Raw genomic sequence first — 15,517 nt, 5'->3', positions numbered from 1 at the left:
TCCGCCTACTTCAGCCCTGGCAATCGCTGCAGCGATCCGTCACGGCGAAGGTAAGCGGTAATGCCCCAGGATCGGATAGTTAAACAGGATGTCATTTTCGCGGGCACCGAAGCCGATATTGTGCAGCACCAGGGGGACGCCAACCACAGTCTGTCGGTCGGAGAGGATGCCGATATGGGTCACCCCACGCCCCAGATCCCAGGTCACGATATCACCGGCACGGTAGGCCTCGGGGCTCTGGCTCGGTTGGAGCGCCCAGCCGCGACGGGAAAAATAGGTCATCAGGTTGGGCACCCGACGATGATCGATATTGGCATCGGGTTTGCGCAGCCCCCACTGTTTGGGATAGGCGGCAAAATGCTCACGCATGTCGAGGTGCACCGCCTGTTGCAAGTCCAGGCCCTGCAGACGCAGGGCGCGGATCACCACGTCGGTGCAGACCCCGAACAGTTTCGGCACATCGCCCCCCGGGTAGGCCAGGCGCCGATAGCTGGGGTCGTAGAATAACGTCACTCCCACCTGCTGGCGCGCCGCCGCCGGCAACGCCTGGGGCTCCAGCGCGTGCAACACGCTGGGTAGCGCCAGCAAAGCGAACAGGCCCGCGCGCAGCAGCCGGCCAACAGTGGTTCCGGTCATGGCGTCGGCACCGCGCTGAAGACTCCGGCCTGGGTAAACATCCGGCCCAGCAGCGGGTGGATGATATCGATGCGGATACGAAACTGGTTGGGTCCTTCGTTGACATGGCTCAGGTAGGTAACCCCGGGCGACAGCCAGGCGTGCACCGGCACACGCACGAAGCCCAGGTCCCAGAAATAGCCGTCGCTTTGAAAATGCAAATTGTGCTCCTGTTCGAACACCCGCAGCTTCATGCCCAGCCCCAGGCCGACATACTCCAGTACCTCGCCGGCCGGGCTTTGTTTCATATGGGACGTGAACAGGATGGGTTTGCGCCCCGGCAAGCGGTAGGTGCGCTCCTTGAAGATATGGCTGCAAGCGGGCTTGCTGTAGACACGGATATCCACCGGAAAATCCAATGCCGTATGGGGGATCAAGGCGCCCTTGATCAATGGCCAGGTGAGCAGGCCGAACAGCCGCCCCCAGAAAGAACAGCTCAGTTCCTCCAACCGACCGCTGTACAACAAGGGCTGCCCCGGAAGCGGATTGCATTCGAAGCGCCGCTGGATATCCGGGTGCAAGGCCCGCCAGCGCTCGCCGAGGATCCGCTTGAACAGCTCGCCCTCGCCCCCCGCGTTATGTGCCGGTGCGCCGATGCCGTGCAGGCTACCCGTCATGCCTTCGCTCCCAGACTCATACCCGCACCACAAAAAGCGCCGTGACGCCCATCACCCGCACCTCGACCTGACTGAACTGCCGCTGCAGGCAGGCACGCAACTCGTGCAGATCATCGGCGCGGTTGTTGAACACCCCCAAGCCATTGAGCAACGCCAGGCAGAGCCGGGCAAAGGGCTTTTTCTGCACGCCGCGGTTCAGCACGGTGGCCCCGAACAACACACCGCCCGGGTTGAGCAAAGGTTTCAGGTGGTCGAAGGCCACTCCTTTGGCGGCAAAACCGCCTGGCACGCAATGCAAAACAAAGTTTACCGCGATGGAATCGAAACCAGGGGCATCGAGGACGATCGGCTCCAGCAGATTGCGTTGGTAAAGCGTGGGGGCATAACGGGCCACCCGCCTGGCGGTCTTCTCCAGGCAACTGCTGCTCAAGTCCAGCAAGGCCAGACGCGGGGTGGGCCCCAAGCCTGTGGCCCGATCCAGCAGATAACCGGTACCCACCCCGACTTCCAAGTGATTCTGGCTAATCGACCTCGCGTAATGCCGATCCAGCTCCGGCGGCGGGCAGCTCCAGGCGCGCCGAGACACCAGGCCGTACAGCAGCCGATCGTAGAAGAACAGACTGAAACGGTTGAAGTACTGCTGAGAACGCCGGGTACGAGCCCGCGCATCGGCATTGGGGAGATCGGGCACCATGGATCCGTTCCTTAATGATTGACATCTTGAGCAAGACCCGCCACTGAGATTCGGCTGGCTCAGCGCCGCTACTGCAGCGGGTACAACAATTCGTCCTTGTACCCGGCCCAGACCCGCACGGCATCGGGAAAGGCATCGTCCAGGCTCGGGTCGCCGCTGTCGACCCGCAGCGGGCGGCCTTCCAGCGTGCCCAGCTTGCGTTTGGTCGCCACCACCCGCAGTTGCTCCAGCCCGATGGCCCTGACCACCCGTGGGCTGATCTGCTGGTTACCGCGCCCGAGGATATGCCCCTGACCGCCGATCGCCGTGACCAGCAACCAGGCCGGATGGCCGTCGACCAGAGCAAACAGCTGCGCCTCGGTCACGTCGCGACCGATCACCCGGCCATCCTCGATCACATCCACCCCCAGCAGCGTGGTGTCCAGGCCCAGGTTCTGCGCCAGGCCATGCATCGTCGAACCCGGGCCGAACACGTAACGCACCTGCGGCGACCAGCTTTCCTCCAGCCAGGCGGCCAGTTCCACCAGAACCAGTTCCTCGGACTCGACCCCGGCCTGCTTGACCTGCTGCACGTAGCCGCCCTCTTCCGGCACCGTCAGCTCGCCGTACCAGCGCGCGGCCACCCGGCCCTCGCGCAGCGCGGACTCGTCCAGGTCGCGGACCTCGCCGCTGGCCAGGCGCACCAGGCCACCCTCGACCAGGCGCAGGGTCAAGGCGCCGGCGGCGCGCGGGCTGATGGCATACACGCCGGAATGGATCTTTACCCCGGCCGGGATACCCAGTACCGGTTGCGAAGGCCTGGCCACGGCGCAGACGTCACGGGCCGTGCCATCGCCGCCGGCGAACAGGATCAAGGCCACACCCGCCTCCTGCAGGGCCTGGACCGCGCGCCGGGTGTCCTCGGCCCGACTGGTCTGGCCCAGCGGCGCACCGAGCAGGCGATAGGCAAAGCCCATTTCCTGCAGCAGGTCGGCGCCCATGGCGCCAGCGAAGGTGACGAATTCCAGGCGCTCGGCCACCGGCAGCAAGCTCTCCAGCGCCAGGCGCGTGCGCGCCGTGGCCCGGGGCTCGGCACCCAGGGCCAGGGCCTGCGCGGCGACCCCGTCGCTGCCCTTGAGCGCCACGCTGCCGCCCAGCCCAGCCAGTGGATTGATGATCAGACCCAGGTGAAAAACCGACATAGCGACCCCATTGAACTCCACGAACGCAGCGCAGTCATTTTCCATGAATTCGTCCAAGACTGCTGGCACGGCAACTGCAAGTCCACGCTCGTTAGCATTTTTATTGACGGTTTTGCGTCATATGCCACCGTTACCCCTGCTCGCCCCGGTCCGTGAAACCGGGGGCACCACCCTTTGCCCTGATCAAGGAGAGCCGCATGACTCAACCAACCCTCAGCCACAGCCCCTCCGTGGTCACCTTGCCCGCTCAAACGCCGGTCGGCGGCGCGGTCATCGATGCCCAAGGCCGGGAGATTCCCATCACCGAACGCATGATCCAGCGCGCCTGCCGCGAACTGGAAAAAGTCTGGTGCGCGGCGCCCAAACGCGCCTGAACCGGAAACGCAGTGTCGGTCCCCGCCGCGCGGCGATTACCTGTGAGGTAATTGCCGCCCCTGGTCCGCCCCGGTAGAACGGAGCCTGGTGTCCGATTCGCCGCCACCGCGGCGACCTGCACGAGGCCTCCGTCATGTCCGATAGCACTATCGCCGTCCCGCTGCGCAGCTCAGCGGGCTTCGGCGCGCTGCTGAAAACCTGGCGCCAACGCAGAGGCCTAAGCCAGCTGACCTTTGCAGAAGTGAGCGGCGCCTCGCAGCGGCATATCAGCTTTCGCGACAGCGGCCCAGCCCAGCCCAGCCCAGCCGCCCCATGGTCTTGCTATACCCTTGCAGGAACGCAATGCCTGGCTGCTCGCCGCCGGCGTCGCCACACGCTTCCAGGAAATCGCCCTGGACCACCCTTCCAGCGTTTCGAGCTGCAGACCCGCCTGCTCGGCTGGGACGACAAGTGGACCTTTATCGAGCACCACTTCGTGCGCGGCGGCCGGGTGCTCGGCCTGGTGAGTATCCGCGGGCTGTTCAAGGCGGCCAGCGGCCCGCTGAAACCCGATGAATTCGCCAGCGCCATGGGCGTCAGCCCGGTCTCGCCCGCGCTGCCGGACTGGGTGCTCGACTGGCACCGCAGCTGCGACGGTCTGAGCCAGGCGCTACGTGTGGAAGAGGCCGCGCAAGAGGCCAGCGCGGCGGCCAGCACCTGATTGGCGAGCTCAGACCCGCGTTGCGCCCAGCGCCTCGATCAGCTGTTCCAGGGCCGGCGCCGGGCCATCCAGGCGCACCCGCAAACCGTCGATCTCCCGGCGCGGCGGGTAGTGTTTACGCAGCGCATCGAAGGCCGCGCGACGCGACGCGGCATCGCCGTGAAGGCTGCGGCGGAAATCCGCATCGTCGCGGCGCGGGTCGTACACCGCCCGGCACAGAGTCGCCAGGGCCCAGGCCGGGTCCGCTGCCACCGCCAGGCCCAGTGCGTCGAGCCAGGGCGGCGGCATCAGCGGCGCCAGGCTGACCGCCGGCACCTGGCCGAGGTGCTCACAGAAGGCCTGATACACCTGCGCGGTGCCGCGCAGCTTGCCGTCCAGGCTGTAGCCGGCGATATGCGGGGTGGCCAGGCGACACAAGCCGGCCAACGCCACGTCCACCTCGGGTTCGCCTTCCCACACATCCAGCACCGCCTTGAGGTCGGGCCGACGGCGCAGTTCGGCCGCCAGGGCGGCATTGTCCACCACCGCACCGCGGCTGGCGTTGATGAGCCAGGTACCCGCCCGCAGGCGCGCCAGGCGTTCGGCGTCGAGCAGGTGTAAGGTCGCATCCTCACCGTCGCGGGTCAGCGGCGTGTGCAGGCTGATCACATCGCACTGCGCGAGAATGGTCGGCAACGAGACGAAATCGCCGTCCTCGGCCGCGGCCCGCGGCGGGTCACAGACCAGCACCCGCCACCCCAGGCCGCGCAGTACCCGCACCAGGCGCGCTCCGACCTGACCGGCGCCGACCACGCCGTAGGTGCGTTGGGCCAGGTCGACACCCTCGTCCTCGGCCAGGGTCAATACGCTGCCCAGCACGTAATCCACCACCCCCCGGGCATTGCAGCCCGGAGCGCTGGCCCAGCCAATGCCGGTCTCGGCGAAATAACCGAGGTCCAGGTGATCGGTGCCGATGGTGCAGGTACCGACAAAGCCGACCGAACTGCCCTGCAGCAGGGCTCCGTCGACCCGGGTCACCGAGCGCACCAGCAGCACATCGGCGTCGCGCACCGCCGCGCGGTCGATGGCCCGGCCGGGCATCCGCCGGATCGAACCGAAACCGGCGAAGAACTCGTCCAGCAGGGGAATATTTTCATCGGCAAGCAAACGCATGGGAGCGGGCTCCAAAAAGGACGTGCGCCATTCTAGTGGGAGGCGCGGCCCCAGGGTAAGTGCGACTGCGCCACCGCCGGCGGCGGCTACAGTAGCGCTGCGTTCGGCTCTTTCCTGACCAAGGCGTCAGGGAGTAGACTGACGCGTCCTGCCGACCCCGCCTGGCAAGGGTGCCCGCGCAAAGCGGCCACCGGGCGGTGCGAGTGCCCGGCCACCACTGCCGTACAGTGCGCACGACGATTGATGGATGTACCCGTGAACCTTTATCCCACAGGATTTGCCCGTACCCGGCGCGAACTCGCCGCCCTGTTGAGCCTGGCCCTGCCGATCATCATCGCGCAGCTGGCCAACACCGCCATGGGCTTCGTCGACACCGTGATGGCCGGCCGAGTCGGCCCCCGCGACCTGGCCGCGGTGGCCCTGGGCAACTCCATCTGGGTGCCGGTGTACCTGCTGATGACCGGCGTGCTGCTGGCCACCACGCCCAAGGTGGCCCAGCGTTTCGGCGCCAACCAGCACGGCGAGATCGGCCCCCTGGTGCGCCAGGCCCTGTGGCTGGCCCTGGTGGTCGGCTGCGCCTCGGCGCTCGTGCTGTGGAACACCCAGTGGGTGCTGCAGGTGATGGCCGTCGACCCCAGCCTGATCGAGCCGACCATGGGTTACCTGCGCGGCGTCGCCTGCGGCTTCCCGGCCGTGGCGCTGTACCATGTGCTGCGCTGCTACAGCGACGGGCTGGGCCATACCCGCCCGAGCATGGTGCTCGGGCTGCTGGGCCTGTTGATCAATATTCCCGCCAATTACGTGCTGATCCATGGCAAGTTCGGTTTTCCGGCCATGGGCGGCGTCGGCTGTGGCTGGGCCACCGGCCTGGTGATGTGGTGCATGCTGCTGGGCATGTTTGCCTGGATCAACCTGGCCGCGGTCTACCGCAGCTGCCGGGTGTTCAACCGTTTCGAGCCGCCGCGCTGGTCGGTGATCAAGCGCCTGCTGTCGATCGGGGTACCGATCGGCGTGTCGATCTTCGCCGAGTCGAGCATCTTCGCCGTCATCGCCCTGTTGATTGGCAGCCTGGGCGCGACCGTGGTCGCCGGCCATCAAATCGCGCTGAATTTCGCCTCCATGGTCTTTATGATCCCCTACTCCCTGGGCATGGCCGTGACCGTGCGCGTCGGCCAGGCCTTGGGCCGCGGGGCGCCCCGGGACGCGCGGTTCGCCGCCGGGGTGGGCATGGGCGCGGCGCTGGCTTATGCCTGCGTCTCGGCCAGCGCCATCCTGCTTAGCCGCGAACATATCGCGCAACTCTACACGCCCGATGTCAGCGTGATCCTGGTGGCCACCGGGCTGTTGATCTACGCCGCCCTGTTCCAATTCTCCGACGCCGTGCAGGTCACCGCGGCCTGCGCCTTGCGCGGCTACCAGGACACCAAGGTGACCATGATCCTGACCCTGTTCGCTTATTGGGGCATCGGCCTGCCGGTGGGTTACGTCCTCGGCCTGACCGACTGGTTCGGCGAACCCAGCGGCCCGCGTGGCCTCTGGCAAGGCCTGATCGCCGGCCTGACCTGCGCCGCGCTGATGCTGGGCATCCGTTTGCAACGCAGCGCCCGGCGGCGTATTCGCAGCCACGAGGCGTTTGAGGGGAAGGCCTGAGGCGCACGCTGTGCTGGGCCGGAGCGCCGGCGCCCAAAAGCGAGGCCCGGGTCGCCTTGGCGCCCGGCGAACCGGAGCCCGTCGGTGCACAGGGCTGGATACCCGCCTGCGCGGGTATGACGGCAAGTGAGAGGTTGGCACCATACCGCTGCCGGCGAAACCTGGCCGATAATTTGCCCCTGGTGAGAGGGGCTTTTTATTCCAACAGGCCAAGCCTCCAGATTACTGCCAGCTGGCCGCGATCACCCCGTTGAGCTGTTCGCGCTGACTGCCGGACAGGTTTACCTCTCCCCCCACCGGCACGCCGAACGCCGCCATGGCGTTCACCAGGTTCTGCACCTGAGCGTCGAGCAGCATTTGGCCGTCGGCGGTCTTGAACTGGTCCAGGTGGAAGTAGCCGCTGCTGCCCGAGTACCACTCGCTGAACGTCACGCGGTCGTCGCTCCCCAGCAGGTCGACCTGCAGATGGTTGCCGCTGCGGCTGAACCACAGGTCTTCAACCTCGATCGCTTCGCCAAACAGCAACTGGTCGACCACGTCCAGCCCGTTGTCGTAGTTTCGGACACTGTCCTGGCCTGCGCCGCGACCGAAGCGATAGGTGTCGCTGCCCGCCCCGCCGGTGAGCGCGTCGTTACCGGCGCCGCCCTCCAGGCTGTCCTGGCCGTCCCCACCATGCAGGTCATCGTCACCCTCGCCGCCCAACAACAGATCATCGCCCACACCACCGTGCAGGTAATCATTGCCCGCCAGGCCGGAGAGTCGGTTGGCGCCGGCGGTCCCCTTGAGCTGGTTGTCCAGGCCATTGCCGATCCCCTCGACGGCATCGCCCAACAGCATCAGCTGCTCCAGGTGTTCGCCCAGGCTGTGGTCGACGGTGGCCTTGACCAAGTCGATGCCTTCATCCTGAAATTCCACCACGCGGTCCAGTCGCGAGTCGAGCGCATAGGTGTCATCGCCCAACCCCCCGATCAGGGTATCGGCGCCCGCGCGCCCGTTAAGGGTATTGTTGGCCCGGTTGCCCGTCAGACGATTGTTAAAGGCATTGCCCGTGCCATCGATGGCCGCCTCTCCCAACAGGAGCAAATCGCCCTCGCCCGCCCCCAGGGTCCGACTGCTGGAAGACTCCACCGTCGCCAGGTTGGCCGGTTGCGGCGGCGCCACGGCTGCCTCGACGTAGTCCCGGCCCCAGCGTGTGCCATCGGCAAAACGGATCTCCTCCAAGGTGGCATCGCTGGCCACGCCGCCCGTGAAATACTGGCTGACCCGAATGCTGTCGGTGCTGTCCTTGATCGACAGCAGCAGGTCGTCGGCCGCGCGCGTCAGCACAACCTCCTCGGCCAGGATACCCTCGGCAAACTCGATGCCGTCGGTGCCGCCGCTGCCGGCATCCAGGTTGTCGATCAGATCTTGACCGGCGCCCCGGTCGAACCAGTAGGTATCAGCATCCAGGCCACCGCTGAGGGTGTCGTTGCCGGCGTCGCCGCTCAGCGTATCGTCGCCCTCATCACCGAGCAGCCGATCATCGCCATCGCTCCCGCCGAGCCTGTCATTGCCCACATTGCCCAGCAACAGGTCGTTACCCTCGCCGCCAAACAACTCATCCTGGCCCTCCCCACCGTCCAGGCGATCCTGCCCAGCTCCGCCAGACAGGGAATCGTCGCCCGCCCGACCCAGCAGCTTGTTATTACCGTCGTTGCCGCGCAACTTGTTGTCCGCTTCGTTGCCTGCGCCATCGAGATCAGCCGTGCCCAGCAGGAACAGATGTTCCGCATGAACAAGGGTGTAACTGATGCTGGCGCTGACGGTATCGGTTCCCTGATCCGCCCCCTCGATGACCGTATCGGCGATCGAGTCGACACGGAAGTGGTCATCGCCCAGGCCGCCGACCATCCGGTCGGCGCCCGCGCCGCCGTCCAGCACATCGTCACCGGCGCCGGCATTCAATTCATCCTCGCCCGCACCGCCATCGAGGAAGTCCTGCCCCTCGCCACCCTCGAGACTGTCGTTGCCCTCACTGCCGAGCAGAAAGTCATCCCGCTCGCCGCCGAGCAGGGTGTCATCGCCATACATACCCTGAAGCGGCAAAGCATAATTCAGCAGCAAGCCCAAGTCGGCAACCCGCCAGCTTTCGGGGTCCCGGGCATCTTCGCTGCGCAGCAGCTGGTTGCTATGGGCGATATCCGGCGGCGCGCCCAGGTTTCCCCGGGCCAGCAACTGCGTCAGGCTCCAGGTGCTGCCGTCGGCAAAACGATACTGCTCGATGCCAAAACCCGCCGGGCTGCCCGGCGGCGGCATAACCACCCGGATCATTTGCCCGGTGCCCCAGGCGATATCCAGCGTGATGCATTGGCGAAAGGCGCGGATCGGCGGCTGCTCTTGCGACGCGGTGAAAAAGGGGACGAGTTCGGGTTGAAACCCCGGATCCAGGCTGGGTTCGAACCACTCGGCCTTGCCAGTGGTTACTTCCGCCAATACGCTGCCCCAGGCCAGCTGCAGGTTTTCCGTCGTAGCCTCGTCCGGCAACACCACTTCATCAGCGACGCTGCTGCCCACCTCGGGCTTGTAGCAGAAGAGAAAATCGGAGTAGGCATATTGAGGCAGCGGCAGGTCGTTGACGATATCCACCCCCTCGCCGTTTCTGAACAGGTAGGTGTCCTGGCCCGAGCCGCCGGACAGCAGGTCGTTACCTTGGCCGCCCAGCAGGATATCGTTACCCTCACCGCCTACGACCGCATCGTCGCCGCTGCCGCCGTCCAGGAACACAGCCAGCGAGGCGCCACTCTCCCCCAGGACAATGTCCTGCCCGCTGCCACCGTGGAACATATTGCCGGACCCAACACTATAAAGGCCGCCGTCATCCAGGCCGGTGGCGATCTTGTATTGCTCGAGGATGGTCGTGGTTTCCTTGGTATAGGGCGTAGGAGTGCTGACGATACCCGGCGAAGTCGTGCTCACTCCGCTCGCGCTACCACTGAACATCCCCAACAGCAGCGAGCTTTCGACACTGGAATAGACCGGCGCCATATATTCCACCGACGCTTCGTATTCTCCACCCTGCACTTCGCGCAACCGCCCCAGGTCCGCGGCCGTGACATAGTTGCCCGCACCGCTGGCGCCCGGCGTCAACAACGAGGAGGTCGAGCCCGGGGCACCGCTCAGCCGCGACCGCGACACCACGACGCTGCTGGAGGTGGACACTTCGCTGCGTGCGACCCGCCGCTCCCCGGTTTCCGCGATAAACGTCATGCTGTAACCGGTATCGCGTTCGGAGCTATCGCCACGCTCGTGGCGGTGGTAGAGCCCATCCCCCTCCAGGACCAAGCCGTTGCGCAGATACTGCTCCTGCACCTCACGGCGCACGTCGCGCTGGAACCTGCGCTCCCAGAAACCGGGCGACCGCTGCAGTGACAGTCCGCCCAGGAAGGCGTCCATGCTCAGCTCGGCGCCTTCGCCATCGATCACCCGCCAGTTCGACGCGGCAGCGCCCTCCAGGCGGATGCCATGGCTGCCGTCCTGGTGTTCGATCAGGATGTCCTGACCCTCCTGGCGGGCCATCAGGTCCGCCGTGGCGAAACTGTCGACCAGCCGCAGCAGCGAATACTCGCCCTGGCTGTCGCGCACCAGGTCCTGGCCCAGGTGCTGTTCGAGCCCATAGGTGTCGACCCCCTCGCCGCCTTCCAGGGTATCGGCACCCGCACCGCCCTCCAGCTGGTCGTTGCCCAAGCCGCCGCTGAGCAGGTCGTTACCGGCGCCCCCCTCGAGGCTGTCATCGCCCTCGTCCCCGTTGAGGTGGTCATCGCCCAGGTCGCCACTCAGGGCGTCCTGATCGGCGCCACCGGCGAGCACGTCCTGGCCCGCACCGCCGCGCAAGGTGTCCAGCCCGGCACCGCCGTCGAGGCGGTCGTCGTTATCGGCGCCATACAGCTTGTCGTCCCCACCCAGGGCCACCAGGATGTCCGCGCCGATGCCACCGATCAACACATCGGCGTCCTCGCTGCCCGACAGCAGCCCGCCGGCGTCGGTGGCGAACAACGAAACCCCGCCCAACTCTGCCAGGGCCTCGCTCAACGCCAGGCTGGAGCCATCGGCGAAATCGAACCGCGAGATCGTCCCTTCCTGGCCCTTGAGGATATGCAACTGGTCGCTGGCGCCGTAGTTGACGGTGAGGTAGGCCGTCCCCTCCAGACTGAACGAGCGCTGGAAGGTCAACGAATCGCGGCTGATGCCCGGGCCAAACAGCACGCTGTTGCTGCCACTTTCGTCTTCCAGGGTGTCGTTGCCGTCGCCTTGGGCGAACTCATAACGGTCATCCCCTTCGCCGCCGTTCAGTTGGTCATCGTCGGCGCCGCCGATCAGGCTGTCATTGCCCTGGTCACCCATCAGGGTATCGGCGCCGGCCTGTCCGGCCAGGCGATCGTCGTCGCGGCCCCCGTCCAGGTAATCCAGGCCGCTGCCCCCACGCAGGGTATCGTTCTTGCCGCCGCCCCACAGCTGGTCGTCATCCGCACCACCTTCCAGGTCGTCCTGGCCTTGGTAGGCGCTGCCCAATTCCTGGTTATCGCCCTCCAACCTATCGTTGCCGGCACCGCCGGACAGGCTGTCGCCGCCGCCCTGGCCATAGAGGGTGTCGTTACCGCTGCCGCCCTGCAGCACATCGGCGCCGTGCCAGCTACCGTCGAGCTCCAGCAGGTCGCCGTCCAGGGCATCGTCGCCGTCACCGCCACTGAGCCAGTCCTGGCCGCCCATGCCGACCAGGGTGTCGTTCTGCTCGCCGCCGTCCAGGCTGTCATTACCGTGAAACTGGCCGGGTGTGGTTTGGTCGTCGCCAAAGAGGATATCCAGTCCAGCGCCGCCAAACAGACGGTCATGCCCGCCATTGCCGTACAGCCGGTCCTCACCCTCGCCGCCAATCAACAGATCGTCGCCATGAAAGCTGCCTGGCAATCTCAAATTAGGTTTGTCTGGCGCCTCGCCATCGAAGCCATCGCCCAGCAAGGTATCGTTATTGGCACCGCCAAGCAGGATATCGTCGTCGGCACTACCGCTTATATAATCCTCACCGGCATTGCCCTCGAGATAATCATCCCCGAAGTATCCATCGACAAAATCGTTACCGTCGCCAGCAATTACGTGGTCATTGCCGTGCTCGCCTTCGCCCGGCCCGCCGATCAACCCCGAGACCAGGACGAACCGCTGACTGTCGTTGCCGATGGGGACGTGGAAATGCTCCAGCGACAAATTATGCTGCAGGTTTGTAGTCACCCCGTCGGCGAAGATGACATCGTCGCCACCCCCTGCAATAAGGGTGTCTGCCCCACCACCGCCGAACAGCCCATCGATACCGTCCGAACCCAGCAACCCATCGTTGCCCTTACCGCCATCCAGCCAATCGCCGGTAATACCCTCGGACCAGGTGGGCGTGTTGGCCGGGCCAAAGGCGCCTGCGTTATAGGCAAACAGCTGATCGTCACCGGCATAACCGAACAGGCGATCGACACCCTGGAAGCCGAGCAGCCGGTTGGCCGCGGCGCTGCCTTCCAAATGATCGGGATTATCCGTACCGCCGGTTGTCGACAGCGCACCGTTGGAAAATGGATGGAGCAAGTCACTCTGATCCAGGTGGATGCCCAAGCGTCCCGGCTGATAGTTGCGGATCAGGATGCTGTCGTTATCGCCATAGAGCACCAACAGGTCGTCGCCCGACAGCACGAACTTGACCTTGGTATCCTGACTGACCCAGGTATCAGCGCCAGCAATAAACTGTTTCACCAGGGTATGATTAGCCCCAGCGATCCTCAGGCTGCCCAAGCCATCGCTGTCCTCGATGGTGTCGAAGCCGTCTCCACGGGAGAATTGGTAGCTATCGTTACCGGCGCCACCAAAAAGGTAGTCATCTCCACCGCCACCTTTTATCGAATCTTCGCCACCCATTCCCCACAAATAGTCAGTATGATTGCCACCAGTCAGAGTGTCGGATTTATCGTTTCCGACCATCAAATTTCGAAACAAACTGTTGCTTTCGGCAAAAGGAATTATCTGTAGTGCCTCTCCGGACTCTTTAGCTAGCTGCACGACCTGAAAACCATCACCTTCAGCAACAAAAGTACTGGTCAACAGTTTTATTCCAGCAGTTAATGTTGCTGAAAAATTGTCTCTTATGACACTGCTCGTGGACTCCGCCATTCCATCGTTTAGTCTGATACGGAAAAGATGCGACAGAACCTCTAGTACCTGCTGATTACTGCTTTCGCTAGAATTTTCTGGAAGCGCACCAAACATACGAGCGTTTAGTTCTAATCGCGCCGAAATTCCAGCCATGCCGGCTGGAACGTTGCTTATCTTATCGATAATTCGCCACCAGAACTCTGCTCTTCGGGCTCCAGGGCTTTCATACCTGGGATCTGTAAATATATTAATAGGATTACCAAACCCGGTAAAATCCCCTCTAAATCTCATGATTATTAAGGAGGCCAGCTCGGCACTCTCTGGAAAAGCCTCTGAGATATCATAATTTTCAGTGATCAAACGGCGCACGTCGCCAATGACTGATCTCTGCTCGCTAACTCCGGCAGCGTCGCTGCCAAACGTTATTGCGCGTAATACGGACTCTGCCTGTGCCGCAGTAAATGATAAACTTGCAATCGCATTAGATTGTTGCTGCGTCCAGAGTCCCGCAGGAGATTCCTCCCCTCTGGACATGGCTGCGATATTTTCAGCACTCCAAGCAGAAACGCCGGCCTTATATTGACTAAGAAGCTCTAATCCATCACTCTGAGCCGCTGTTATATTGCCTTGCCCACCAAGCCCAAAAACAATAAGCTGGCGCACCTCACTCCAAGTACCATATCTGTCTACATCCAGGCCATAGCCGATAGTTGCAGTGACCTGTCCATTATCTGCAGTTACCGCATGAATAAAGGAGTATAATTCGCATTTTCAAGATCTATCAACTCCCAGATTACTAGATCATCAAATTCATTTGGGATTCCGCTTCCCGTCTGATAGTCACTATAATTATAATGAAGCTCGCCGAGCTTATCTACAGCAGTTGCCATGGAGCAATTCTCTTAGTGGGTTATATTCGCACTACCATGAAATCGGCGCAATCACGCATTGCAATTTCCCTGGAGAATTTTTTTTTGGGGTAAATGCAAGAAGTTCTGGTGGGGCAAAGCTAGACATTGGAACGGAAACCAACAATACCCCATGGTCAATTTTATATAACTCCCAGTGAACACTGGCACTCGTACCGAGATTACGCCTTGCTATATTATCTCCGCCTGGGAAAATCAATTTTGCAGACTCCTTATCTCCAGTAAAGTACGAAAGTGGATTTTGAGTAGTAGAGGCCCACTCATCAGGAGATTTTTTATCCTTCGGCGTATCAATTAAAAATGAAATAACATCCGACACCCCACTGCACGGCTTATTAAGCGGCTTCAATTTACTGCAGGCGTCAATATATAAATCCAGCGACCCTGAGTCCAAATGAAGTGGGCGCTCAACAATCATTACTTTCTGATAGCTTTGACTGCCAACTATTCCCGTACGCCTGTAAATATAATCTTCACTTCCATCCCCATCTATATCGCTTGCCAAATATTCAACTTCTTTCCTGCCGCCCCACAGAGACGGTAGACTTCTAGAGTCTGGTAAAGCATGAAACCTAAGTTTTTTATCGCTCTCAGAAAGCCAGTCGGAAATATCATTTCCAATGTATGAGCCAGCCTTATTTAGCGAGCCGATTAATTCATTACAAATAACCGAACCTATTGATCCGGCATTTTGGAAAAAACCCTCAGGTCTAGCTCTTGACAAGGCCCCTTTAATATCTCTCGACTCGGCTATTATAACATCCTTACGCAAATCAGAGTAAAATTCTACTATGTCTCGATTATCGCCAACAGCGCTAGCGGGACCACTACACCAAGTAATCAGCACCCCAATAGAAAAGTAGAAAACTCGACTTCGCATCAATCTCATTATATTTTATCCTTTTTAATTAGCACACAGCGAGGCGAGGCAAACCCGGCTCTTACTTGCGTTGCCCATCTATTGATAACTCCGGACACTTGGCAAATCGATATTTCCTGAAAAAGAGCATAATCGGGGACAGAGCACGGTTTCGCTCCGCTTCCTCAAAAAAACAGCCCTCTGCAGCAACGGCCAGACACAGCGAATCGATTGCAGTCGATATCGTCGACGTCAGTACGAACCAGAGAGCGTGATTTGAACATGGACAAGCACAACCGCGTCCATTGCGTCCGGACGGGCAGCCATAAAGGCATGGCACCGAGCGGCTGGCGGGAAACAAGACAAGGGATACAACGGACGATGGAGATGGCAATCCCTGGCCTTGCGCACCCGAATAGATGCGGCGCGCCATCATAGCAAAAGGCCAGAAGCAAACGAACTCAATCCAGAGCAGGCGCCGCCCATTTTTGGGATTTTTATGCGCGAACGCACACGCCAT

At 62.4% G+C, this 15,517-nt stretch carries 10 protein-coding genes and 1 pseudogene; 3 read left to right on the top strand and 8 right to left on the bottom strand.

Going from position 1 to position 15,517, the window contains the following annotated elements:
* Window positions 1–39: 39 nt before the first annotated feature.
* From ABWY06_RS00395 to ABWY06_RS00380, 4 genes are all read right to left on the bottom strand, one after another.
* Window positions 40–636 (bottom strand): DUF1287 domain-containing protein, encoded by a 597-nt coding sequence (locus ABWY06_RS00395; protein ID WP_353923571.1) that lies wholly within the window; start codon window positions 634–636, stop codon window positions 40–42.
* On the bottom strand, window positions 633–1,292 hold the full coding sequence (locus tag ABWY06_RS00390) for a DUF4166 domain-containing protein (RefSeq protein ID WP_353923570.1): 660 nt from the start codon (window positions 1,290–1,292) through the stop codon (window positions 633–635). Before ABWY06_RS00390 ends, ABWY06_RS00395 begins: the two co-directional genes overlap by 4 nt.
* A gap of 16 nt (window positions 1,293–1,308) precedes the next feature.
* Complete coding sequence (locus tag ABWY06_RS00385; RefSeq protein WP_353923569.1) at window positions 1,309–1,986, bottom strand: class I SAM-dependent methyltransferase; 678 nt, start codon at window positions 1,984–1,986, stop codon at window positions 1,309–1,311.
* 68 nt (window positions 1,987–2,054) lie between these two features.
* Complete coding sequence (locus ABWY06_RS00380) at window positions 2,055–3,167, bottom strand: ATP-NAD kinase family protein (protein WP_353923568.1); 1,113 nt, start codon at window positions 3,165–3,167, stop codon at window positions 2,055–2,057.
* Between the two features lie 197 nt (window positions 3,168–3,364).
* Here ABWY06_RS00380 and ABWY06_RS00375 point away from each other — a divergent pair, with 197 nt between their 5' ends.
* On the top strand, window positions 3,365–3,541 hold the full coding sequence (locus ABWY06_RS00375) for a PA1571 family protein (protein WP_353923567.1): 177 nt from the start codon (window positions 3,365–3,367) through the stop codon (window positions 3,539–3,541).
* Between the two features lie 134 nt (window positions 3,542–3,675).
* Window positions 3,676–4,242 (top strand): hypothetical protein, encoded by a 567-nt coding sequence (locus ABWY06_RS00370; RefSeq protein WP_353923566.1) that lies wholly within the window; start codon window positions 3,676–3,678, stop codon window positions 4,240–4,242.
* Window positions 4,243–4,251: 9 nt separating this feature from the next.
* Here the strand turns inward: ABWY06_RS00370 and pdxB are convergent, their stop codons facing one another.
* A complete protein-coding gene (gene pdxB / locus ABWY06_RS00365; protein WP_353923565.1) occupies window positions 4,252–5,394 on the bottom strand; it encodes a 4-phosphoerythronate dehydrogenase PdxB in 1,143 nt (380 codons plus the stop codon).
* A gap of 255 nt (window positions 5,395–5,649) precedes the next feature.
* Between pdxB and ABWY06_RS00360 the strand changes: the two genes are divergently transcribed.
* A complete protein-coding gene (locus tag ABWY06_RS00360; RefSeq protein WP_353923564.1) occupies window positions 5,650–7,044 on the top strand; it encodes an MATE family efflux transporter in 1,395 nt (464 codons plus the stop codon).
* A 222-nt stretch (window positions 7,045–7,266) separates the two neighbouring features.
* On the opposite strand, the gene ABWY06_RS00355 is transcribed toward ABWY06_RS00360, so the two are convergent.
* From ABWY06_RS00355 to ABWY06_RS00345, 3 genes and pseudogenes are all read right to left on the bottom strand, one after another.
* Entirely contained in the window at window positions 7,267–12,813 is a 5,547-nt protein-coding gene (locus ABWY06_RS00355) for a calcium-binding protein (protein ID WP_353923607.1), read from the bottom strand.
* A 123-nt stretch (window positions 12,814–12,936) separates the two neighbouring features.
* Window positions 12,937–13,038, bottom strand: a pseudogene (locus tag ABWY06_RS00350) (hypothetical protein); the annotation flags it as partial.
* A gap of 1,092 nt (window positions 13,039–14,130) precedes the next feature.
* On the bottom strand, window positions 14,131–15,027 hold the full coding sequence (locus ABWY06_RS00345; RefSeq protein WP_353923563.1) for a hypothetical protein: 897 nt from the start codon (window positions 15,025–15,027) through the stop codon (window positions 14,131–14,133).
* Window positions 15,028–15,517 lie beyond the last annotated feature (490 nt).

Source organism: Pseudomonas sp. (assembly GCF_040514055.1).
Classification (GTDB): domain Bacteria; phylum Pseudomonadota; class Gammaproteobacteria; order Pseudomonadales; family Pseudomonadaceae; genus Aquipseudomonas.
The sequence above is the reverse complement of the archived record's forward strand: the minus strand, read 5'-3'. Positions and strand labels throughout refer to the sequence as shown.

Excerpts from the sequence above, each read along its gene's own strand:
- ABWY06_RS00385 (WP_353923569.1), bottom strand. The coding sequence starts at position 1,986 with ATGGTGCCCGATCTCCCCAATGCCGATGCGCGGGCTCGTACCCGGCGT.
- ABWY06_RS00345 (WP_353923563.1), bottom strand. The coding sequence starts at position 15,027 with ATGAGATTGATGCGAAGTCGAGTTTTCTACTTTTCTATTGGGGTGCTG.
- ABWY06_RS00370 (WP_353923566.1), top strand. The coding sequence starts at position 3,676 with ATGTCCGATAGCACTATCGCCGTCCCGCTGCGCAGCTCAGCGGGCTTC.
- ABWY06_RS00395 (WP_353923571.1), bottom strand. The coding sequence starts at position 636 with ATGACCGGAACCACTGTTGGCCGGCTGCTGCGCGCGGGCCTGTTCGCT.
- ABWY06_RS00380 (WP_353923568.1), bottom strand. The coding sequence starts at position 3,167 with ATGTCGGTTTTTCACCTGGGTCTGATCATCAATCCACTGGCTGGGCTG.
- pdxB (WP_353923565.1), bottom strand. The coding sequence starts at position 5,394 with ATGCGTTTGCTTGCCGATGAAAATATTCCCCTGCTGGACGAGTTCTTC.
- ABWY06_RS00375 (WP_353923567.1), top strand. The coding sequence starts at position 3,365 with ATGACTCAACCAACCCTCAGCCACAGCCCCTCCGTGGTCACCTTGCCC.
- ABWY06_RS00390 (WP_353923570.1), bottom strand. The coding sequence starts at position 1,292 with ATGACGGGTAGCCTGCACGGCATCGGCGCACCGGCACATAACGCGGGG.